We start from the raw sequence: 21,067 nt of genomic DNA, 5'->3' as shown, positions 1-21,067 counted from the left end.
CTTTCTATCTGTCAAGCTGTTTTTCGAAGAATTTTTTCTTTCTACTCAACAACTTAGCGCTTCAGTTGACTTCGTCTTCTTCAGCGAGGGGCGCATTCTACATCACCCCGGTACCGCGTCAAGTTGTTTTTTGAAAATTTCTTTTCGTTTCAACAACTTACTCGCTTCGGCGGAGCGTTCCGCTTCAGCGAGGCGCGCATTCTACATGAGCGGGGATGGGTGTAAACCCCCATTTTGAAAAAAGCTGAATCTTTTGTTCAAACGGTCAGGAATCACCCTTCCCCTCTCTATATAGAAAGAGTCAGATAACCTGCTTGTCGCGCAGCGTCGCGATAGCGCCGCCGTCCAGCCTCAGTACCCGCGCGAGCACTTCATCGGTGTGTTCGCCCAAGCGCGGCGGCGCGAGGCGGTATTCCACAGGGGTGTCGGACAACCGCAGCGGGCTCGCCACCTGGGCAACCAGTCCCGACAGCGCGTGCGGCAGCTCCACCTTCAAGCCACGGGCCAGCACCTGGGGATCCTCGAACACTGCCGCCAGGTCGTTGATCGGCCCACAGGGCACGCCAACCTCCTCCAGCGCCGCCACCCACTCGGCTGTGGTCTTAAATACGGTGGCCTGGCGGATCAGCGGGATCAGCTCAGCCCGGTTCGCTACCCGCGCCTTGTTGGAAGAAAAACGCGAGTCGTCAGCCCACTCCCGGTGGCCGGCAACCTCGCAGAACTTGCGGAACTGCCCATCGTTGCCGACGGTGAGGATGAAATCCCCGTCTGCGGTGGGGAAGTCCTGATACGGGACGATATTGGGGTGCGCATTCCCCAGCCGACGCGGCGCGTTGCCCGTGGTGAGGAAGTTCATCGCCTGGTTGGCCAGGCAGGCCACCTGCACGTCCAGCAGCGCCATGTCGATGTGCTGGCCACGCCCGGTCGTCTCCCGTGCGGTCAATGCAGCGAGGATGGCGACAGAGGAATACAGCCCGGTGAGGATATCGGTCAGCGCCACCCCCACTTTCACCGGCCCGGCACCCTCCTCCACATCAGAGCGCCCGGTCAGGCTCATCAATCCCCCCAGCCCCTGGATCATGAAGTCGTAGCCCGCGCGCTTGGCGTAAGGCCCGAACTGGCCGAAGCCGGTGATGGAGCAATAGATGAGGCGCGGATTGATCGCCTTCAGGGATTCATAGTCCAGCCCATAAGCAGCCAGTCCACCCACCTTGAAGTTCTCGATGAGGATGTCCGACTCCGCCGCCAGCTTGCGCACCAGCGCCTGCCCTTCGGCCTGGGTGAAGTCGATGGTCACCGATTGCTTGTTGCGGTTGGCGGAGAGGAAGTACGCCGCCTCGCTGGTATCCCGGCCATCGGCGTCCTTCAGGTAGGGCGGCCCCCAGGAACGGGTGTCATCCCCCGCGCCCGGGCGCTCCACCTTGATCACCTCGGCGCCCAGGTCGGCGAGTATCTGCCCGGCCCAAGGGCCAGCCAGCACGCGGGAGAGATCGAGCACGCGGATATGCGAAAGGGCACCGGCCATGGAATCACCTGAAGGAGGAAGTAAAGGCAGGCACCACTCCCTCTATATATAGAAGGAGTGGCACGCCATGGATCAGAAGAACGCCTGGATACCGGTCTGCGCGCGACCGAGGATCAGCGCGTGCACGTCATGGGTGCCCTCGTAGGTGTTCACCACTTCCAGGTTCACCAGGTGACGGGCGATACCGAACTCGTCGGAGATGCCGTTGCCGCCCAGCATGTCGCGGGCCAGGCGGGCGATGTCCAGCGCCTTGCCGCAGCTGTTGCGCTTCATGATGGAGGTGATCTCCACGGCGGCGGTGCCCTCGTCCTTCATGCGACCCAGGCGCAGGCAGCCTTGCAGGGCCAGGGTGATCTCGGTCTGCATATCGGCCAGCTTCTTCTGGATCAGCTGGTTGGCAGCCAGCGGGCGGCCGAACTGGTGGCGGTCCAGCACATACTGGCGCGCGGTGTGCCAGCAGAACTCGGCGGCGCCCAGGGCACCCCAGGAGATGCCATAGCGAGCGGAGTTCAGGCAGGTGAACGGCCCCTTCAGGCCACGCACCTCGGGGAAGATGTTCTCTTCCGGTACGAACACGTTATCCATCACGATCTCGCCGGTGATGGACGCACGCAGTCCCACCTTGCCGTGGATGGCCGGAGCGCTCAGGCCTTCCCAGCCCTTCTCCAGCACGAAGCCACGGATATCGCCGGCATCGTCCTTGCCCCAGACCACGAAGACATCGGCAATCGGGCTGTTGGTGATCCACATCTTGCTGCCGCTGAGGCGATAGCCACCGTCCACCTTGCGCGCGCGGGTGATCATCGAGCCCGGGTCGGAACCGTGGTTAGGCTCGGTCAGGCCGAAGCAGCCGATCCACTCGCCGCTGGCCAGCTTGGGCAGGTACTTCTGCTTCTGCGCCTCGCTGCCGAACTCGTTGATCGGCACCATCACCAGGGACGACTGCACGCTCATCATCGAGCGGTAGCCGGAATCGACACGCTCCACCTCGCGGGCGATCAGGCCGTAGCACACGTAGTTCAGGCCGCTGCCGCCGTATGCCTCCGGGATGGTCGCGCCCAGCAGGCCGACATCACCCATCTCGCGGAAGATCGCCGCGTCGGTCTTCTCATGGCGGAAGGCTTCCAGCACGCGGGGGGCCAGCTTGTCCTGGGCGAACTGCTCGGCGCTGTCGCGCACCATGCGCTCTTCTTCCGTCAGTTGCTGGTCCAGCATCAGCGGGTCGATCCAGTTGAAAGCAGCTTTGGCAGCCATGGAGGAATCCTCGGTAAGCGGTGGATGCGGAACGGGTCGCGCCCGTCTTGTCGTATGCATTCATCCTAGACAGTGCTGGGCGAGAGGGGCAAACGAGGATTTCGCACCCTCTTGTGCTAATTTCTCACTCCGAAACCGCCATGACCGCCATTTAAGCCGCTCAATTGTGAGGCAGAGGTACAGCATGCGTCGCAAGATCCCCAGTACCAGCGCCCTGATCGCCTTCGAGTCCGCCGCGCGGCACCAAAGCTTCACCAAGGCCGCCGAAGAACTGGCCCTGACCCAGAGCGCGGTCTGCCGGCAGATCGGCGGGCTGGAAGAATTCCTCGGCCTGGAGCTGTTCCGCCGCTCGCGCCGTGGCGTGAAGCTCACCGAAGCCGGCCTCGCCTATTCCCGGCGCATCGCCACCCAGCTGGATGCCGTGGAACGCGACACCCTCGCCGTGATGGGCCAGCAAGGCGCCATGGCCATCGAACTGGCCGTGGTGCCCACCTTCGGCACCCAGTGGCTGGTCCCCCGGCTAGCGGACTTCCAGCGCCTGCACCCGGAAGTGACGGTCAACCTCACCAACCGCACCCGCCCCTTCCTCTTCGCCGACACCGCCTTCGACGCCGCGCTCTACTTCGGCGACGCCGACTGGTCCGGCACCGAATCCCACTTCCTCATGCACGAACTCTCGGTGCCGGTGTGCAGCCCGCGTCTGCTGGAGGGCCGCGAGCGGCTCAGCGCCAGCGAGATCGCCCGGCTGCCGCTGCTGCAGCAAACCACTCGCCCCTATGCATGGCGCCAATGGTTCGGCTCCCTCGGCCTCAACATCGCCCGCGACATGAGCGGCCCGCGCTACGAGCTGTTCTCCATGCTCGCCCAGGCAGCCACCCACGAGATGGGCATCGCTCTCATCCCGCCCTTCCTGATCCAGCGCGAGCTGGCCGACGGCAGCCTGGTCACCGCCCTGGACCACAGCTTCCGCAGCGACAAGGCCTATTACCTGATCATCCCCGAGCGCAAGGTCGAGTCCGCCGCCCTCGGCGCCTTCCGCGACTGGCTGGTGGAAGCCGCGCGCCTCTATCGCCAGCAGGCCGGGCAGGACTGAGGCGCCAGCGCCCCGCACTGTCACGCAAAGTAGCAGCGCACCCCGCCAGGCCATCCCGCGCCGGCGCCAGCACCCGGAAAAGCCCCCGCAAAGCCCCGCCCGGGTGACGGCGTCACCCACCCGGGTGATAGGCGAAATCGCCCGTTCAGGCAGTTATGGGCAGACTTTCGGCTGATTAGCATGAGGCCTCCTTCATCCTTCACTGGAGAGCCGCATGACAACAAGAACAATGCGCGGAATCTTCCGGCCGCAAGCGCTGGCCGCCGCCGTGGCACTGGGGTGCACCGCCCCCGCCTTCGCCATCACCTTCAACATCGGGGAAATAGAAGCGCAGTTCGACTCGTCGCTGTCCGTCGGCGCGAGCTGGGGCACCCGCGCGCCGGACCCGGAATTCATCTCCGTCGCCAGCGGGGGCGAAGCGCTGTCGCGCACCTCCGATGACGGCCGCCTCAACTTCAAGAAGGGCGAAACCTTCTCGAAGATCTTCAAGGGCATCCACGACCTCGAGCTGAAGTACGGCGACACCGGCGTCTTCATCCGCGGCAAGTACTGGTACGACTTCGAGCTGAAGGACGAGCATCGCGAGTTCTACGACATCGACGACCACAACCGCAAAGAGGGCGCCAAATCCTCCGGCGCGCAGATCCTCGACGCCTTCATCTACCACAACTACAACCTGGGCGACCTGCCCGGCAGCGTGCGCGTGGGCAAGCAGGTGGTCAGCTGGGGCGAGAGCACCTTCATCGGCAACTCGATCAACAGCATCAACCCCATCGACGCCGCCGCCTTCCGCCGTCCCGGCGCCGAGATCAAGGAAGGCCTCATCCCGGTCAACATGATCTACCTGTCCCAGAGCCTGACCGACAGCCTCTCGCTGGAAGCCTTCTACCAGCTGGAATGGGACCAGACGGTGGCCGACAACTGCGGCACCTTCTTCAGCACCGCCGACGTGGTCGCCGATGGCTGCGCCGACCGCCTGATCGTCAACGGCCCGGACCTGCCCCCCGGCGTCTCGCCCAACACCGGCGCCACCCTCTACATTCCCCGCGCCGGCGACAAGGACGCCCGCGACAGCGGCCAGTTCGGCGTCGCCATGCGCTGGTTCGTCCCGGAATTCAACGACACCGAGTTCGGCGCCTATGCGATGAACTACCACAGCCGCGGCCCGATCTTCAGCACCATCCGCACCACCACGCCGAGCGGCGCGGTGATCCCCGGTGCACCGGGCGCCCGCTACTTCATCGAATACCCCGAAGACATCCGCCTCTACGGCGTCAGCTTCCAGACCAACATCGAAGGCACCTCGGTCGCCGGTGAGCTGAGCTTCCGCCCCAACATGCCGTTGCAGCTGAACAGCACCGACCTGTCCTTCGCCGCCCTGGCCGTGCCCTCCTCGCCGATCTTCGAAAGCGGCCACGGCAGCAACACCTCCGGCGCCATCCTCCATGGCTATGAGCGCAAGCCCGTCACCCAGGCCCAGGTCACCGCCACCCAGTTCGTCGACCAGGTCATGGGCGCCAGCCGCCTCACCCTGGTGGCCGAGGTCGGCTACAACCACATCGGCGGTATCAGCGATGACATGGGCTCGCTGCGCTACGGCCGCGACCCCATCTACGGCCCCGGCCAGCTCTCCTCCGAAGCCACCTGCCTGGCGCTCACCGCCACCAGCCCGGCCCAGCGCGAGTGCAACGACAAGGGCTTCTACACCAGCAGCTCCTGGGGCTATCGCGCCCGTGCCGCCCTGGACTACAGCAACGTCTTCGCCGGCATCAACCTCACCCCCAGCGTCGCCTGGTCCCATGACGTCGACGGCTACGGCCCCAACTTCAACGAAGGCAGCAAGGCCATCAGCCTCGGCCTCAACGCCGAATACCAGAACACCTACACCGCCAGCCTCAGCTACACCGACTTCTTCGGCGGCCACTACAACACCACCACTGACCGCGACTTCATCGCCCTCAGTTTCGGCCTGAACTTCTGATCAACGACCGCATAGGACTCGCACAATGAGAACCACAAGAATCCTGCAAGGCGGTGTGCTGGCCCTCAGCCTGCTGGCCGCTACCGTGATGGCCGCTGTATCGCCCGACGAAGCGGCCAAGCTCGGCACCAGCCTCACCCCGCTGGGCGCCGAGAAGGCCGGCAACGCTGACGGCAGCATCCCCGAATGGACCGGCGGCCTGCCCAAGAACGCCGCCGCCATCGATGCCAATGGCTTCCTCGCCGACCCCTTCGCCAGCGAGAAGCCGCTGTTCACCATCACCGCCGCCAACGCCGCGCAGTACAAGGACAAGCTCTCCGAAGGCCAGCTGGCGATGTTCAAGCGCTACCCCGAGACCTACAAGATCCCGGTCTACACCACCCACCGCACCGCCGCCGCGCCGGAGGCCATCTACGCCGCCGCCAAGCAGAGCGCGGTCAACACCCAGCCGGTGGATGGCGGCAACGGCCTCTCCAACTTCGCCGCCAGCCACTACTACGCCTTCCCCATTCCCAAGGACGGCGTCCAGGTGCTGTGGAACCACATCACCCGCTACCGCGGCGGTAACGCCCGGCGCCTGGTGGTGCAGGTCACCCCGCAAACCAACGGCTCCTTCTCCCCGGTGCAGTTCCAGGACGAAGTCGCCTTCCCCGGCGACATGACCGACCTCGATCAGGACAAGGCCGCCAACATCCTCCTCTACTTCAAGCAGCGGGTCCTCGCCCCCTCGCGCCTGGCGGGCAACGTGCTGCTCGTCCACGAGACCATCGACCAGGTCAAGGAGCCGCGCCTGGCGTGGATCTACAACGCCGGCCAGCGCCGCGTGCGCCGTGCCCCCCAGGTCGCCTATGACGGCCCCGGCACCGCCGCCGACGGCATGCGAACCGCCGACAACTTCGACATGTTCTCCGGCGCGCCCGACCGCTATGACTGGAAGCTCATCGGCAAGAAGGAGATGTACATCCCCTACAACAGCTACAAGCTCGACTCCACCTCGCTCACCTACAAGGACATCGTCCAGGCCGGCCACATCAACCAGGACCTGACCCGCTACGAGCTGCACCGCGTCTGGGAAGTCGAAGCCACCCTCAAGTCCGGCGAGCGGCACATCTACGCCAAGCGCCACATGTACATCGACGAAGACAGCTGGCAGGTGGCCCTGGTGGACCACTACGACGGTCGCGGCCAGCTCTGGCGCGTCGGCGAAGGCCATGCCGAGTACCACTATGGCCAGCAGGTTTCCGGCTACACCCTGGAAGCCCTGTACGACATCATCGCCGGCCGCTACATCGCCCTGGGCCTGAAGAACGAGGAGAAGCACGGCACCGAATTCGGCTTCAAGGCCAGCGGCGCCGACTACACCCCGGCCGCCCTGCGCAACGCCGGCATCCGCTGATCCAGCCAACGCTCCAACCGCTGCAAACGCGCCCCGGCCTGTCCGGGGCGCGTGCGTTCCGGGGTTGCGTTATGGCGCACAATCATTCGCGGCCATAGCGCTTCAACTGTGGCCGCCTTGGGTCTAGTCTCAATGACCACGGTTCATCCCATAACAACAACATCCGCGAGAACCGCCATGCCCCGCAGCAGCTCCGGCGTTCCGTCCGTTCGCGCCCCCCACCCCAGCATCCCGCGCCTGCCGCCGGCCCACGTGCCGCGCCCCCGGCTCACCGAACGCCTGCTCGCCGAACAGAGCCGCCTGCGCCTGCTTTGCGCCCCCGCCGGCTTCGGCAAGAGCGTGCTGTTCAGCGAACTGCTGCTGGGCCTGCGTGACCCGGGCCAGGTGCTCTGGCTCAACCTCGCCGGCCAGGCGCTGCAACCCCAGCAACTGGTCGCGCAGATCGCCACCGCCCTGCAGCGCCCGGTGCCCGACCTGCCCGCGCCGCTGGCCCTGCTGCAGTTGCTGGACGGCGGCAACCAGCCCCTCTGGCTGGTGCTCGACGACTACCCCAGCCAGCCGCCCGCCGAGCTCGACGCCTGCATCGACCAGCTCCTCGCCCGCGCCCTGCCCAACCTGCAGCTGCTGGTCAGCGCCCGCCAGCGGCCGGACTGGAACCTGCCACGCCTGTTGCTGGCCGGCGAGCTGCAGGAGCTGGACGCCACCCAGCTCGCCCTCACCCGTGACGAACTGGAGCGCCTGGTCGACCAACTCGCCCCCCAGGCCAGCGAAGCCCAGCGCCAGGAGCTCTGGGAAGAAAGCGAAGGCTGGTGCGCCGGCACCCGCCTGCAACTGTCCAGCCGCAACCACCCCCACGCCGGCAACGCGGCAGCCACCACCCACTGCTGGCTCAAGGAATACCTCGACCACGAGCTCCTCGCCCGCCTGGGTGAGGAAGAAGCCCGCTGCCTGTTCGCCCTGGTGCACCTGCCCAAGGTCTCCGCCGACCTGTGCCGCCAGCTGTGGGAAGAAAGCGACGGCGCCGACCTGTTCTCGCGCCTGCTCGCCCGCCAGGCCTTCTTCATGCCGCTGGACGACGACGGCCACTGGTACCGGGTACTCCCCGCCGTGGCCAAGGTCCTGCGCAACCGCATCTCCGCCACCGCCGCCGCCCACCTGCACCTGGCCGCCTGCCGGGTGTTCATCGCCGCCGGCCAGGTGGAAGACGCCATCGAGCAAGCGCTCTGCGCCGGGCAACCGGAAGTCGCCGCCAACTACCTGGAACACCTGGGCCAGGAATGGCTCACCGGCGAACAGCACCTCGCCCACCTGCTGGCCTGGCGCGGCCGCCTCCCCGCCCTGCTGCTGGAAAGCACGCCGCGCCTGCTTACCCTCAACGCCTGGGCCCTGCTGCTGGCCTGGCGCCTGGACGAAGCCGAAGACTGCATCCACAAGCTCGGCCGCTTCCTGCCCCAGGCCGACGGCCGCCGCAACCGCAAGCTGCTGGCCAACTGGCAGGCCCTGCACGGCGTGCTCGGCGCCCTGCGCGGCCGCCCCGGGCAGGACGCCACCCTGCACTGCCAGCAAGCCCTGGAACACCTGCCCGAACGGGACTGGATGCCCATCCTGCTGTGCCACTCCGCCCTCGCCCGCATCGCCATGGCCAGCGGCCAACCCGACCTCGCCCCGGTGTGCCTGCACGACGCCCTGGAAATCGCCCGCCGCCAGGGCAGCCTGCTCTTCGAAACCCTGATCAACCTCGACCGCACCCGCCTGCTGCTGCTGCGCGGCGAACTCGCCCGCGCCCAGGGGCTGGTGACCCAGAGCTTCGCCCTGATCGGCCAGCGCAAGGCGGTGGACGGGCTGCTGCTCGGCCGCCTGCACCTGATCCAGGGCGAACTGCACCTGATCCACGGCCGCCTCGACGAAGGCGAAGCCGAGCTGCGCATCGGCCTGGCACAAGCCCTGGAATGCGCCGACCCCTTCGCCCTGCACGGCTACCTCGGGCTGGCCGAGCTCTGCTCGCGGCGCGGCGAGTTCGACCAGGCCTTCGTCCACCTGCGCGATGCCGAGCGGGAGATGCATTGCCGCCAGGTCTGGCGGCTGTCCTTCAACGGCGTGCTCAGCCTGCAGAGCATGCGCGTGCTCGGCCGCCAGCAGCGCTGGGATCGCGTCGAACCCGTGGGCCTGCGCATCCAGCGCTACTTCGAAGGCGACAGCCCCTGGATGCCACCCCTGGACTACCCCACCCTGCCGCTGCGCAACCTGCTCCTGCTGGCCCGTGTGCACCTCGCGGAAGGTCGCGCCGAACAGGCTGAGGCCATGCTGCGCCCGCTGCTGCAGCGCTGCGAATTCCTCCAGTTCCGGCCGCTGGCCTGTGAAGTGGGCCTCGCCCTGGCCGAATCGGCGCGCTGGCTCGGCCTCGAAGACGCCGCCAACCTGGAGCGCGATGCCCGGCAACAGGCCGCGAGCCTCGGCATGCAGGGCCTGCTGCAGGAATGGCCGGCCGCCGGCAGCGCCACCGGGCGCCCCGGCGTGGCGGGCGAGACCGACAACAGCAACCTGCTCAGCCAGCGCGAACGCTCGGTGCTGCAACTGCTCGCCGAAGGCTTCTCCAACCAGGAGATCGGGAGCTACCTGTTCATCTCGGTGAACACGGTGAAAACCCACACCAAGAAGATCAACAGCAAGCTCGGCGTGAAGCGCCGCACCCAGGCTGTGATGCGCGCCAAGAGCCTCGGCCTGCTGGTTTGAGGCCTACCCGCGACAATCCACCACAGGGCGCACCCGCCCTGCCTGTATATCCCCCTCTGGAATGGGCCTTTCGAGAATATTTGACCCTGTAGTCAAATATTCATCAAAGCTACAGAAGCCCCGTTTTCCAGACACTTATGGCAACTATAAAAAACGCTGACTAACAGTCGCGCCGCCAATAACGGCAGGATGTCGCGGCCTCCCCAGTGGGTCCGGCATGGCCTGATGGACAGCCATTCATGTCAGGGATGTCATTTCCCGCCCACAGGGCCTCCGGATAGGCTTCGCAGCCAGTCCGGGCGGTGCTTTGAATCAAATGGCCGTTTCACCGGTCAATTGGTGACTTGTAGTTACTGCCGCGTTTAGCTTCAGAACTCCTTGAAGCACTCGCGGTTCGCCTGCAAAATGCCGCGCCCGCCGGTTCGCACCCTGTGCACCAGCGGTTTTGTGCTGATCCGCCCCCGCCAGAGCGCCAACGTAGTGCGCTGGTCAATCACAACGATCACGCAGGAGAATTTACGTGCACATCGGTGTTCCTCTCGAAACCCTGGCCGGTGAAACGCGGGTAGCCGCGACTCCCGAGACCATCAAGAAACTGATCGGCCAAGGCCATCAGGTCACCGTCCAGAGCGGTGCCGGCGTCAGCGCCAGCATCACCGACGCGGCCTATGAAGCCGTCGGCGCCACCATCGGCAGCGACGCCGCCGCCTTCGGCGCCGACCTGGTGCTGAAGGTCGTGGCCCCGTCCGACGCCGAACTGGCCCTCATGAAGGCCGGCGCCGTGCTGGTCGGCATGCTCAACCCGTTCAGCAACGAGACCATCGCGCGCATGAATGCCCGCGGCATCACCGCCTTCGCCCTCGAAGCGGCGCCGCGCACCTCCCGCGCCCAGAGCCTCGACGTGCTGTCGTCCCAGGCCAACATCGCCGGCTACAAGTCCGTGCTGCTGGCCGCGCACCACTACCCACGCTTCATGCCGATGCTGATGACCGCCGCCGGTACCGTTAAGGCCGCGCGCATCCTCATCCTCGGTGCCGGCGTTGCCGGCCTGCAGGCCATCGCCACGGCCAAGCGCCTGGGTGCGGTGATCGAGGCGTCCGACGTACGCCCCGCAGTGAAAGAGCAGATCGAATCCCTCGGCGCCAAGTTCGTCGACGTTCCCTTCGAGACCGACGAAGAGCGCGAATGCGCCCAGGGCGTTGGCGGTTACGCCCGCCCGATGCCGGCCTCCTGGATGGAGCGCCAGGCCAAGGCGGTGCACGAGCGCGCCAAGCAGGCCGACATCGTCATCACCACCGCACTGATCCCGGGCCGCAAGGCACCGACCCTGCTGCACGAGGCGACCGTCGCCGAAATGAAGCCGGGCTCCGTGGTCATCGACCTGGCAGCGGCACAAGGCGGCAACTGCCCGCTGACCGAGGCCGAGCAGGTCGTGGTCAAGCACGGCGTCACCATCGTCGGCTACAGCAACCTCGCGGCCCTGGTGCCGGCGGACGCTTCGGCCCTCTATGCGCGCAACCTGCTGGACTTCCTCAAGCTGGTCCTCGACAAGGACGGCCAGTTCCACGTCAACCTCGAAGACGACATCGTCGCCGCGTGCCTGATGTGCCGCGACGGGCAAGTCGTCCGCACCAACGGCTAAGGGGCAGCGGACATGGATATGATTTCTGACGGCATCTACAACCTGATCATCTTCGTGCTGGCGATCTACGTCGGCTACCACGTGGTCTGGAACGTCACCCCCGCCCTGCACACCCCGCTGATGGCCGTGACCAACGCCATCTCGGCGATCGTGATCGTCGGCGCCATGCTGGCCGCCGCCCTCACCGTCACCCCGCTGGGCAAGGCAATGGGCACCCTGGCCGTGGCCCTGGCCGCGGTCAACGTCTTCGGTGGCTTCCTGGTCACCCGACGCATGCTGGAAATGTTCAAGAAGAAAGCGCCCAAGGCGTCGGCGGAGAAGCACTGACCATGAGCATGAACCTGATCACTGTTCTCTACCTCGTCGCCTCGGTGTGCTTCATCCAGGCACTGAAAGGCCTGTCGCACCCGACCACGTCCCGTCGCGGCAACCTGTTCGGCATGATCGGCATGGCCATCGCGGTGTTCACTACCGTCGGCCTGATCTACAAGCTCGGTGCCGAGCTGGCCACCCAGGGCATCGGCTACGTAATCGTCGGCCTGCTGGTCGGCGGCACCGCCGGCTCGATCATGGCCAAGCGCGTTGAAATGACCAAGATGCCGGAGCTGGTCGCCTTCATGCACAGCATGATCGGTCTGGCCGCCGTGTTCATCGCCATCGCCGCCGTCGTCGAGCCCCAGTCCCTGGGTATCGTCGCCGCGCTGGGCGACGCCATTCCGAAGGGCAACCGCCTGGAACTGTTCCTCGGCGCAGCCATCGGTGCCATCACCTTCTCCGGTTCGGTGATCGCCTTCGGCAAGCTCTCGGGCAAGTACAAGTTCCGTCTGTTCCAGGGCGCCCCCGTGGTGTTCAAGGGCCAGCACATGGTCAACCTGGCCGTCGGCCTGGCGATCCTCGGCCTGGGCCTGTACTTCACCTTCACCGGTGACATCCGCGCCTTCGCCCTGCTGGTGGCCCTGGCCTTCGTCATCGGCGTGCTGATCATCATCCCGATCGGCGGTGCCGACATGCCGGTGGTGGTGTCGATGCTCAACAGCTACTCGGGCTGGGCGGCGGCCGGTATCGGCTTCTCGCTGAACAACTCGATGCTGATCATCGCCGGTTCGCTGGTGGGTTCGTCCGGTGCCATCCTCTCGTACATCATGTGCAAGGCGATGAACCGCTCGTTCTTCAACGTCATCCTCGGCGGCTTCGGTGCCGATGCGGATGCCGGCGCCGCCACCGGCAGCAAGGAACAGCGCCCTGTGAAGTCGGGCTCCTCCGACGACGCGGCCTTCCTGCTGACCAACGCCGACACCGTCATCATCGTCCCCGGCTACGGCCTGGCGGTGGCCCGTGCCCAGCACGCGCTGATGGAACTGGCCGAGAAGCTGACCCACCGCGGCGTGACCGTGAAGTACGCGATCCACCCGGTTGCCGGCCGTATGCCGGGCCACATGAACGTCCTGCTGGCCGAGGCCGAAGTGCCTTACGAGCAGGTGTTCGAGATGGAAGACATCAACTCCGAGTTCGGCCAGGCCGACGTGGTCCTGGTGCTCGGCGCCAACGACGTGGTCAACCCGGCTGCGAAGAACGATCCGAAGTCGCCGATCGCCGGCATGCCGATCCTCGAGGCCTACAAAGCCAAGACCGTGATCGTCAACAAGCGCTCGATGGCCAGCGGCTACGCCGGCCTGGACAACGAACTGTTCTACCTCGACAAGACCATGATGGTCTTCGGCGACGCCAAGAAAGTCATCGAAGACATGGTCAAGGCGGTCGACTGACCCCTGCCTGGCTCCACCGAAAACCCCGGCCTCGTGCCGGGGTTTTTCTTTTATGCACGCCCACGGCACCTGCCGGCCCTGGCGACGCTACGCATCGCTTGGCGAATGAATTCGCCCCTACAGGCGTCTCCCTGGTGACGCGTAGGGCGGGTGAAACCCGCGGCTCCATCGCAGCGGAACGCCCCCTGTTCTCCTTCCTGCCTGCGTCTCATCGACCGTCGGCTCTTCGACCTTGGTATAGAAGGCGCCGGCCCCCGGAGCCCCTAGACTGCGCGGCTCGTCTCCCCCGTTGTCCGAGGTTCCACCCCATGTACCCTGATCGCGTACGCCTGCCCTCGTTGCTGGGCAAGGTAATGAGTGCGGCTGAAGCTGCGTCCCTGATCGAAGACGGCATGACCATCGGCATGAGCGGCTTCACCCGCGCCGGCGAAGCCAAGGCCGTGCCCCGGGCGCTGGCCGAGCGCGCCAAGCAGCAGCCGCTGCAGATCACCCTGATGACCGGGGCGAGCCTGGGCAACGACCTCGACAAGCAGCTCACCGAAGCCGGCGTGCTGGCCCGGCGCATGCCCTTCCAGGTGGACAGCACCCTGCGCAAGGCGATCAACGACGGCAGCGTCATGTTCATCGACCAGCACCTGTCGGAAACCGTCGAGCAGCTGCGCAACCACCAGCTCAAGCTGCCCGACATCGCCGTGATCGAAGCCGTGGCCATCACCGAGGAAGGCCACATCGTGCCCACCACCTCGGTGGGCAACTCGGCCAGCTTCGCCATCTTCGCCAAGCGGGTGATAGTCGAGATCAACCTGGCCCACGACACCAACCTCGAAGGCCTGCACGACATCTATATCCCCACCTACCGGCCGACCCGCACGCCGATCCCGCTGACTCGCGTGGACGACCGCATCGGCGCCACGGCCATTCCCATCCCGCCGGAGAAGATCGCCGCCATCGTCATCACCGAGCAGCCCGACTCGCTCTCCACCGTGCTGCCGCCGGACGCCGAAACCCAGGCCATCGCCGACCACCTGATCGCCTTCTTCGGCCGCGAGGTCGAGGCCGGGCGCCTGTCCAACAGCCTGGCGCCCCTGCAGGCCGGCATCGGCAGCATCGCCAACGCCGTGATGTGCGGGCTGATCGACTCGCCCTTCCAGGACCTCAGCATGTACTCCGAGGTGCTGCAGGACTCCACCTTCGACCTGATCGACGCCGGCAAGCTCAGCTTCGCCTCCGGCAGCTCCATCACCCTCTCCGCGCGCCGCAACGCCGACGTCTTCGGCAACCTCGAGCGCTACAAGGACAAGCTCGTGCTGCGCCCGCAGGAGATCTCCAACCACCCCGAAGTGGTGCGCCGCCTGGGCATCATCGGCATCAACACCGCCCTGGAGTTCGACCTCTACGGCAACGTCAACTCCACCCATGTCGGCGGCACCAGGATGATGAACGGCATCGGCGGCTCCGGGGACTTCGCCCGCAACGCCCACCTCGCCGTGTTCGTCACCAAATCCATCGCCAAGGGGGGTGCCATCTCCAGCGTGGTGCCCATGGTCAGCCACGTGGACCACACCGAGCACGACGTCGACATCCTCGTCACCGAACAGGGCCTGGCCGACCTGCGCGGCCTGGCGCCCCGCGAGCGTGCCCGGGCGATCATCGACAACTGTGTGCACCCCGATTTCCGCGCCGCGCTGGGGGACTACTTCGAGCGCGCCTGCGCCAAAGGAGGCCACACACCCCACCTGCTGCGCGAAGCCATGGACTGGCACATCAACCTGGAAGAAACCGGGCGCATGCTCGCCAGTTGAACACCGGTACAGCAGGCTTTTTACTGACATACAGGTCAAAAAACAGCTTGCGGTGAAAAGCCAACTGTACTGCTGACAAACCCTGCCGAAGTTCACTTCGGCAGGTAAAACTGCGGTTTCCGGTCGTTTGCCGAGGGTTTCAACGGGACACCATTACAGCTGATCGAAATATTGCCGGCACAGTTAGTTAGCTTGCTCAGTACTACCCGTACAATTTCAATCAGCTGTGACTACAGGGTCGTTTGTTCTGGACAGAAAATAGGCACCAGACAAACCCCTCTAGCCCCGCCACAAGCGGGAAGGAAGCGCCACCATGGAACGTACCCTCAGTTCCGACCTGATCTTCAACACCGAATCGACCGTCAAAGCCGCCTGGCCGCTGCGCGTCATCTCCACCCTGCTGATGTGGCAACGTCGTATCTCCAGCCGCCATCAGCTCGCGATGCTCGACTCCCGTCTGCTGGCCGACGCCGGCATCAGCGAGGCGCAGCGCGAACTGGAGCTGAACAAGCCCTTCTGGCGCTAAGCCCGAAGCGGCGCCAGCCGCACTGCAACACCTGACAGAACCCGCCGCAGATGTATTGCCGGCGGGTTTCGTTTTTTCAGGGCCGCGAAAAGCGAACGGAACAGCCCGGCGCAATAAGGCCGATACAGTTGCCGCCACGCAGCCACTGACCCAATACAATTGCGCCTTGCTGTCTCTGCCGCGCGGCGCACCCGCACGCCAATATGGTCTCCCATAACCCGAACCCGCCCTGGAGCGGGAAGGAAGACCGCCATGGAACGCAGCTTCGTTTCCCCTGCCCCCGCCGACTCCCCCCAGCAGCGCACCCCGCTGGCCATCCGCCTGTTCGCCCGTGTCGCCGAGTGGCAGCGCAACATGCGCACCCGCCATCAACTGGCACAGTTGAACGCACAGCAACTGGCGGATATCGGGCTCAGCGAGTGCGACCGCAGCCAGGAACTGGACAAGCCTTTCTGGCGCTAGGCAAGCAAGCCGTCGGGCACGGGGGCTTTTCGCCAGCACTGGAAGGGCTCCTGCCGCTTCGCTAGGCTTCACGCCATGGGGCGCCGCGCGTGCGGTGCCCTTCGTCCCGTACAGGAGTTATCCCCATGTCCCTCTCCCGCCTGCTTGGCGCGGCCACGCTGCTGGCCCTGGCCACCAGCGCCTCGGCCACCAGCTTCGTGGTCACCACCGATGCCGTCGTCGGTGCCGTCGGCGCCACCATGGATGCCACCTCGGATGTCACGTCCTCCCTGCGTGACGACAAGCTCGTGCTGGCCGCCCGCGACGACGCCGCCAGCTTCGTCGCCAGCTCCGGCGACATCCGTGGCGCGCGCCTCGAGGCCGCCCTCGTGCACATCCGCAGCGCCCAGCCGCAGCTGCTGGCCAGCGACCTGCAACTGGCCGAAGCCATCCTCGCCCTGTGACGCCCCTCCCGGCAGGCGCGCCCCGCGCCTGCCGGCCCTGGCCCTGAACCCCGCATTCCGCTAGCCTTGGCGCCCGCCGCGCCCCTGGCCCGGCAGCCCTTTGCGCCGCTTCGCTCGGTTGGAACTGCGCCCGGGGTTTTTCGTCCAATGACCCGTACAGTTTTCACCTTCGGAGAGACCCCATGCGTCGCACGCTGATTGCCGCCGCCACCGCCCTCACCCTCGTTGCCGGCGCCGTCCAGGCACAGACCCTGGTTGCCACCAGCAATATCATCGTCCGCGCCTTCGGCCGCAGCATCGACTTCACCTCCGACACCACCACCTCGGTCCGCGACATGAAGGTGGTCCGCGAGGCCCGTGACGACGCCGCCAGCTTCGTCGCCAGCTCCGGCAACATCCGTGGCGTGCAGCTGGAAGCCGCCTTCAGCACCCTGCGCGAGCGCCTGCCGGAGGCCCGCGACGCCAGCGACGAAGCCCTGGCCCAGGCCATCCTCGCCCTCTGATCAGCGCCTTGAACCCGCGCCTGCCCACTGTCCTGCGCTGGCTTTGCCTCGCGGGGATAGTGGCGAGCGCAACAGTTCGGGCCGACCTGCAACTGGACCTGAACAGTGATGGCCTGAGCGCTCCCCAGCGCCAGGCCAGCCAGCAGTTGCTGGATGAAGCCCTCGCCGCCCTGCCGCCGAGCTTCATCCAGCGCCTCGACCGCCGCGTCGAGGTCACCTGGGCCGATGACCTGCCCGACAACGCCTACGGCCGCGCCACCCGTATCGACGCCCTCGATCTCAACCGCGCCCTGCTGCCGGCCCTGGCCGATGGCAGCGCCGCCAGCGAGAAGACCCACCGCCCCCACGGCACCGTGCGCCGCGAACTGCTGGCCACCGTGCTCCACGAACTCACCCACCTCTATGACCGCGCCCGCTGGCGCACCGCGGCCGAGCGCAGCCAGCAGTTCCGCTGCGGCCTGGCGGCCAGCAGCACCGGCCTGGTGGGCCAGCGTGGCGAATGCCGGGGGCAGGTGGCGCGCCGCTTCAGCCTCAGCGACGACCCGCGCCTGCTCGACCTCGCCGGCTGGCCGCAACAGGTCGGTCGCCGTGGCGCGCGTGAAGCGGAGAACCACCAGGCCGCGCGCAGCCCGGATCTCTACGAGCTGAGCAACCCGCGCGAATTCGTCGCGGTGAACATGGAGTACTTCCTCCTCGACCCCGCCTTCGCCTGCCGCCGCCCGGCGCTGTACCGCTACCTGCGCCAGCACTTCGGCTGGGCCCCGGCGCAGCAGGCCGAGTGCGGCAAGGACCTGGCCTACCTCAACGCCGGGCGCGACTTCGGCCGCCAGCCCCTGGGCCGCCTCGACCCCGAGCGGGTCTATGAAGTGGATTACCTGTTCGCCGAGGCGAACGACAACTGGGTCAGCCGCTGGGGCCACAGCATGCTGCGCCTGGTCATCTGCGCCCCCGGCCGGCCCCGTGGCCCCGACTGCCGCCTCGACCTCGACCAGCACCTGGTGCTGTCCTACCGCGCCTTCGTCGGCGACGTGCAGCTCTCCAGCTGGGATGGTCTCACCGGCGCCTACCCCTCGCGCCTGTTCGTGCTGCCGCTGTCCCAGGTGATCGACGAATACACCAAGGTGGAAATGCGCAGCCTCGCCTCGGTGCCGCTCAAGCTCGACCGCGAGCAGGTGGAACAACTGGTGGAGCGCGCCGCCGAGATGCACTGGAGCTACGACGGCGACTACTGGTTCCTCTCCAACAACTGCGCAGTGGAAACCCTCAAGCTGCTGCGCAGCGGCACCGGCGACCCGCGCCTGAGCGATCTCGACAGCATCATGCCCAACGGCCTGCTGGCCCTGCTGGAAGGGCGCGGCGTAGCCGACCCGGAACCGCTGCGCGACCCCAGGGAAGCCCTGCGCCTGGGCTACCGCTTCGATTCATTCCGCGACCGCTACCAGGCCATGTTCAGCATCGCCCGCGAGCGCCTGAAGCTGCCGCAAGCCGACGTGGAAACCTGGCTCGACCTGCCCGGCGACCAGCGCCGCCCCTGGATCGCCAACGCCGACCTGCGGGCCAGCGCCGCCCTGCTGCTGCTGGAGCAGGCCGCCATGCGCAAGCAGATGCTCCTGGCCCAGGACGAGCTCAAGCGGCGCTACCTCGACAGCCGCGAGACACTCGGCAACGCCGAGTTCTCCAAGGCCGGCGGCACCCTGGAGCAGATCCTCGCCAACAGTGGCTTCCTCAGCCGCCCGGCGGACATGCTCGAAGGCGGCTACGGCCTGCCCCAGACCAGCGAATGGCAGCGCCTGGAAGCCGAGAGCAGCAACCGCCAACTGAAGCTGCGTGGCCTCACCGATGATCTCGACCGCGAGCTGCACCAGCTTATCGACCCGCGCATCCTCGCCGAACTGGACGCCGTGCAGCTCAACCTCGACCAGCTCAGCGCCCACCTGCGCCAGCTGCACAAGGACGCCGGCGGCATCGAGCTGCCCTGATGGCCTTGCCCTACAGATAGCCCCAACGGTGGGCTGAAGCCCACCCTACGAGCGGGCCGCAGGTCGGGTGCAACCCGACAACCCCGTGGCCAGACCCGGTCAGAGCGCCTCTTCCTGCTCTTCCGGCAGGCTCGGGTCCAGGTGCAGCCAGGGCAGACGGCTGCGCACCCAGATGTGCCGGTCCGGCAGGGCCTGGGCCACGTCGTCCATCGTCGCGGTGGTCACGTCCATGGTGTCCGGGGCCTGCTGGGTGAAGAGGCCGAGCAGGCAACCGCAGCCACCGCAGAAGTATCGCGAGCAGCCGGGGGAGGAGTGGTATTCCGCCGGCTCGCCACGGGTCCAGGTGAAGGACGCCAGGGGCACGGTGATCCAGGTGGTGACGATGCCGCCGCTGGTGCGCCGGCAGTCCGAGCAATGGCAGTGGGCGATATCGGTGAGCGGGGCGTCGAAGCGATAGCGCAGCCGTCCGCAATGGCAGCCGCCCATATGGACCTGGGTCATGGGTACATCCTCCTGTGCAGTGAGAAAACCTAGACGCTGAAATGCACCTCGGCCAATGGTCGGCTTGCGCACGGGCGCAGCCTTGCACAAGATGGCCGCCTCTCCAACCGGACCACCGGAAGTCGCTGTGATCCCATTGCTAGAGGCCCTCTGGCCCCTGTTCGCCCTGATAGTCGGCGGCTACGTGCTGCGCCTGAAGGGCTTCCCCGGCGATGCCTTCTGGCCTGCCGCCGAACGCCTCAACTACTTCATCCTCTTCCCCGCCCTGCTGTTCAGCAGCCTGGCCACCGCGCCGCTGGATAACCCCGCGCTGCCGCGCCTGGCCCTGGCGGTGCTGCTGGGCCTGGGCGCCGGCTGGGTGGCACTGCTGCTGGCCAAGCGGGTGCTGGGCTGGCCGGCGGCACGCTTCGGCGCCATCACCCAGGGCGTGCTGCGCTTCAACACCTACCTGGGGCTGGCGGCCATCGGCAGCCTGTTCGGCAAGGAGGGCCTGGCCATCGCGGCGCTGATGCTGGCGCTGATGGTGCCCACGGTGAACCTGCTGTCGGTGTGGTCGCTCACCGCCGAGCGCGGCGTCAGCTTCAAGGGCCTGCTGCTGCCGATCGCCAAAAACCCGCTGATCCTCGCCTGCCTCGCCGGCGCTGCGTATAACCTCGCCGGCCTCGGCCTGGGTGGCGGCATCGACCGCCTGCTCAACCTGTTCGCGGTGGCCAGCCTGCCCCTGGGCCTGCTCTGCGTCGGCGCGGCCCTGCAACCCCGCGAGCTGAGCGGCGAGCTGCCGGCCCTGGGCTGGAACTGCGCGATCCGCCTGCTGGCCATGCCCGCCCTGGCCTTCGCCGTGGCGCACCTGCTCGGCCTGCCGGCGATGGAGAGCAGCATCCTGGTGCTGTTCTTCGCCCTGCCCACCGCCCCCACCGCCTATGTGCTGACCCGCCAGCTGGGCGGCGACGGCCACCTGATGGCAGGGATCATCACCCTGCAGACGCTGCTCTCCGGGGCGACCCTGCTGCTGGTGCTGGCCCTGCTGCAGGCCATGACATGAGGGCCCGCTGGCTCCTGGGGCTGCTGCCCTGCCTTGCGGTCCAGCCGGTGCTGGCGGAGATCGAGAAGGACCCGCTTCTGCTGGGTTCGACCTACGCGGCGATCCTCACGCTGTCGCCCTTCTTCACCACCACCCTGAGCGTGCGCTCCATGGGTGGCGGCGAGCCCAAGCTGGCCCTGGCGCGTGACGATGCGGCGAGCTTCCTCGCCAGTGACGGGGCCATCCGTGGCGCCCAGCTGGAGAGTGCACTGCAGCTGCTGCGCCAGCGCGAGGAGCTGGCCGGGCACAGCGACCAGGCGCTGGCCGAGGCCATCCTCGCCTACACGCCCTGAGTGCCGCCCGTCCGGAATTCGCCGCACGTTCACCGCCCGTTCGCCGCGAAAGCTGGCTGAAAGCTTCGCCCCTTAGCATCGTCCCAC

19 protein-coding genes are annotated in these 21,067 nt (G+C 66.7%); 16 read left to right on the top strand and 3 right to left on the bottom strand.

The window, feature by feature from the left end; all coding sequences use genetic code 11:
- A partial coding sequence (locus OEJ36_RS25560; protein WP_263403900.1) for a hypothetical protein occupies positions 1–238 on the top strand: 238 nt, incomplete at its 5' end.
- Positions 239–301: 63 nt separating this feature from the next.
- Here OEJ36_RS25560 and OEJ36_RS25555 read toward each other — a convergent pair.
- Together OEJ36_RS25555 and OEJ36_RS25550 are read right to left on the bottom strand one after the other, a co-directional pair.
- Positions 302–1,525 (bottom strand): CaiB/BaiF CoA transferase family protein, encoded by a 1,224-nt coding sequence (locus OEJ36_RS25555; protein ID WP_263403899.1) that lies wholly within the window; start codon positions 1,523–1,525, stop codon positions 302–304.
- Positions 1,526–1,597: 72 nt separating this feature from the next.
- Positions 1,598–2,779: an acyl-CoA dehydrogenase gene (locus tag OEJ36_RS25550; protein WP_021217419.1), complete on the bottom strand. Its 1,182-nt coding sequence runs from the start codon at positions 2,777–2,779 to the stop codon at positions 1,598–1,600.
- 184 nt (positions 2,780–2,963) lie between these two features.
- On the opposite strand from OEJ36_RS25550, the gene OEJ36_RS25545 reads away from it, so the two are divergent.
- From OEJ36_RS25545 to OEJ36_RS25485, 13 genes are all read left to right on the top strand, one after another.
- Positions 2,964–3,872, top strand: a complete 909-nt coding sequence (locus OEJ36_RS25545; protein ID WP_263403898.1) for a LysR family transcriptional regulator — start codon at positions 2,964–2,966, stop codon at positions 3,870–3,872.
- A gap of 214 nt (positions 3,873–4,086) precedes the next feature.
- Positions 4,087–5,853, top strand: a complete 1,767-nt coding sequence (locus tag OEJ36_RS25540; protein WP_263403897.1) for a DUF1302 domain-containing protein — start codon at positions 4,087–4,089, stop codon at positions 5,851–5,853.
- Positions 5,854–5,878: 25 nt separating this feature from the next.
- Entirely contained in the window at positions 5,879–7,249 is a 1,371-nt protein-coding gene (locus tag OEJ36_RS25535) for a DUF1329 domain-containing protein (RefSeq protein ID WP_263403896.1), read from the top strand.
- A gap of 177 nt (positions 7,250–7,426) precedes the next feature.
- Complete coding sequence (locus OEJ36_RS25530) at positions 7,427–9,982, top strand: LuxR C-terminal-related transcriptional regulator (RefSeq protein ID WP_263403895.1); 2,556 nt, start codon at positions 7,427–7,429, stop codon at positions 9,980–9,982.
- A 520-nt stretch (positions 9,983–10,502) separates the two neighbouring features.
- Positions 10,503–11,624 carry a Re/Si-specific NAD(P)(+) transhydrogenase subunit alpha gene (locus tag OEJ36_RS25525; protein ID WP_111263302.1) on the top strand — a complete coding sequence of 374 codons (1,122 nt, stop codon included), beginning with the start codon at positions 10,503–10,505 and terminating at the stop codon, positions 11,622–11,624.
- A 12-nt stretch (positions 11,625–11,636) separates the two neighbouring features.
- On the top strand, positions 11,637–11,951 hold the full coding sequence (locus tag OEJ36_RS25520; RefSeq protein ID WP_021217425.1) for an NAD(P) transhydrogenase subunit alpha: 315 nt from the start codon (positions 11,637–11,639) through the stop codon (positions 11,949–11,951).
- A gap of 2 nt (positions 11,952–11,953) precedes the next feature.
- Positions 11,954–13,390, top strand: a complete 1,437-nt coding sequence (locus OEJ36_RS25515) for an NAD(P)(+) transhydrogenase (Re/Si-specific) subunit beta (protein WP_263403894.1) — start codon at positions 11,954–11,956, stop codon at positions 13,388–13,390.
- Positions 13,391–13,698: 308 nt separating this feature from the next.
- Entirely contained in the window at positions 13,699–15,192 is a 1,494-nt protein-coding gene (locus OEJ36_RS25510) for an acetyl-CoA hydrolase/transferase family protein (protein WP_263403893.1), read from the top strand.
- Positions 15,193–15,505: 313 nt separating this feature from the next.
- Positions 15,506–15,718, top strand: coding sequence for a DUF1127 domain-containing protein (locus OEJ36_RS25505; RefSeq protein WP_021222302.1), 213 nt, complete (start codon positions 15,506–15,508; stop codon positions 15,716–15,718).
- Between the two features lie 252 nt (positions 15,719–15,970).
- Positions 15,971–16,180: a DUF1127 domain-containing protein gene (locus OEJ36_RS25500; RefSeq protein WP_263403892.1), complete on the top strand. Its 210-nt coding sequence runs from the start codon at positions 15,971–15,973 to the stop codon at positions 16,178–16,180.
- Between the two features lie 125 nt (positions 16,181–16,305).
- Positions 16,306–16,623, top strand: a complete 318-nt coding sequence (locus OEJ36_RS25495) for a DUF2388 domain-containing protein (protein ID WP_021222304.1) — start codon at positions 16,306–16,308, stop codon at positions 16,621–16,623.
- Between the two features lie 182 nt (positions 16,624–16,805).
- Positions 16,806–17,126: a DUF2388 domain-containing protein gene (locus tag OEJ36_RS25490; protein WP_021222305.1), complete on the top strand. Its 321-nt coding sequence runs from the start codon at positions 16,806–16,808 to the stop codon at positions 17,124–17,126.
- Between the two features lie 20 nt (positions 17,127–17,146).
- Positions 17,147–19,105, top strand: coding sequence for a DUF4105 domain-containing protein (locus tag OEJ36_RS25485; protein ID WP_263403905.1), 1,959 nt, complete (start codon positions 17,147–17,149; stop codon positions 19,103–19,105).
- Positions 19,106–19,204: 99 nt separating this feature from the next.
- Here OEJ36_RS25485 and OEJ36_RS25480 read toward each other — a convergent pair whose 3' ends face one another.
- Entirely contained in the window at positions 19,205–19,606 is a 402-nt protein-coding gene (locus OEJ36_RS25480; protein WP_263403891.1) for a GFA family protein, read from the bottom strand.
- Between the two features lie 91 nt (positions 19,607–19,697).
- Between OEJ36_RS25480 and OEJ36_RS25475 the strand changes: the two genes are divergently transcribed.
- Entirely contained in the window at positions 19,698–20,648 is a 951-nt protein-coding gene (locus OEJ36_RS25475; RefSeq protein ID WP_263403904.1) for an AEC family transporter, read from the top strand.
- Complete coding sequence (locus OEJ36_RS25470; protein WP_263403890.1) at positions 20,645–20,980, top strand: DUF2388 domain-containing protein; 336 nt, start codon at positions 20,645–20,647, stop codon at positions 20,978–20,980. The genes OEJ36_RS25475 and OEJ36_RS25470 overlap by 4 nt, the downstream gene beginning before the upstream one ends.
- The last annotated feature ends 87 nt before the right edge of the window (positions 20,981–21,067 follow it).

This window comes from Pseudomonas sp. PDM13, from assembly GCF_025685765.1.
Taxonomy (GTDB): Bacteria; Pseudomonadota; Gammaproteobacteria; order Pseudomonadales; family Pseudomonadaceae; genus Metapseudomonas; species Metapseudomonas solani.
Note: the sequence above shows the minus strand (reverse complement) of the source record. Positions and strands in the feature narration are given on the sequence as shown.

Bases quoted from the DNA above. Each gene is read 5' to 3' on its own strand.
- OEJ36_RS25555 (WP_263403899.1), bottom strand. From the start codon at position 1,525: ATGGCCGGTGCCCTTTCGCATATCCGCGTGCTCGATCTCTCCCGCGTG.
- OEJ36_RS25550 (WP_021217419.1), bottom strand. From the start codon at position 2,779: ATGGCTGCCAAAGCTGCTTTCAACTGGATCGACCCGCTGATGCTGGAC.
- OEJ36_RS25545 (WP_263403898.1), top strand. From the start codon at position 2,964: ATGCGTCGCAAGATCCCCAGTACCAGCGCCCTGATCGCCTTCGAGTCC.
- OEJ36_RS25540 (WP_263403897.1), top strand. From the start codon at position 4,087: ATGACAACAAGAACAATGCGCGGAATCTTCCGGCCGCAAGCGCTGGCC.
- OEJ36_RS25535 (WP_263403896.1), top strand. From the start codon at position 5,879: ATGAGAACCACAAGAATCCTGCAAGGCGGTGTGCTGGCCCTCAGCCTG.
- OEJ36_RS25530 (WP_263403895.1), top strand. From the start codon at position 7,427: ATGCCCCGCAGCAGCTCCGGCGTTCCGTCCGTTCGCGCCCCCCACCCC.
- OEJ36_RS25520 (WP_021217425.1), top strand. From the start codon at position 11,637: ATGGATATGATTTCTGACGGCATCTACAACCTGATCATCTTCGTGCTG.
- OEJ36_RS25515 (WP_263403894.1), top strand. From the start codon at position 11,954: ATGAGCATGAACCTGATCACTGTTCTCTACCTCGTCGCCTCGGTGTGC.
- OEJ36_RS25510 (WP_263403893.1), top strand. From the start codon at position 13,699: ATGTACCCTGATCGCGTACGCCTGCCCTCGTTGCTGGGCAAGGTAATG.
- OEJ36_RS25505 (WP_021222302.1), top strand. From the start codon at position 15,506: ATGGAACGTACCCTCAGTTCCGACCTGATCTTCAACACCGAATCGACC.
- OEJ36_RS25500 (WP_263403892.1), top strand. From the start codon at position 15,971: ATGGAACGCAGCTTCGTTTCCCCTGCCCCCGCCGACTCCCCCCAGCAG.
- OEJ36_RS25495 (WP_021222304.1), top strand. From the start codon at position 16,306: ATGTCCCTCTCCCGCCTGCTTGGCGCGGCCACGCTGCTGGCCCTGGCC.
- OEJ36_RS25490 (WP_021222305.1), top strand. From the start codon at position 16,806: ATGCGTCGCACGCTGATTGCCGCCGCCACCGCCCTCACCCTCGTTGCC.
- OEJ36_RS25480 (WP_263403891.1), bottom strand. From the start codon at position 19,606: ATGACCCAGGTCCATATGGGCGGCTGCCATTGCGGACGGCTGCGCTAT.
- OEJ36_RS25475 (WP_263403904.1), top strand. From the start codon at position 19,698: ATGGCCGCCTCTCCAACCGGACCACCGGAAGTCGCTGTGATCCCATTG.
- OEJ36_RS25470 (WP_263403890.1), top strand. From the start codon at position 20,645: ATGAGGGCCCGCTGGCTCCTGGGGCTGCTGCCCTGCCTTGCGGTCCAG.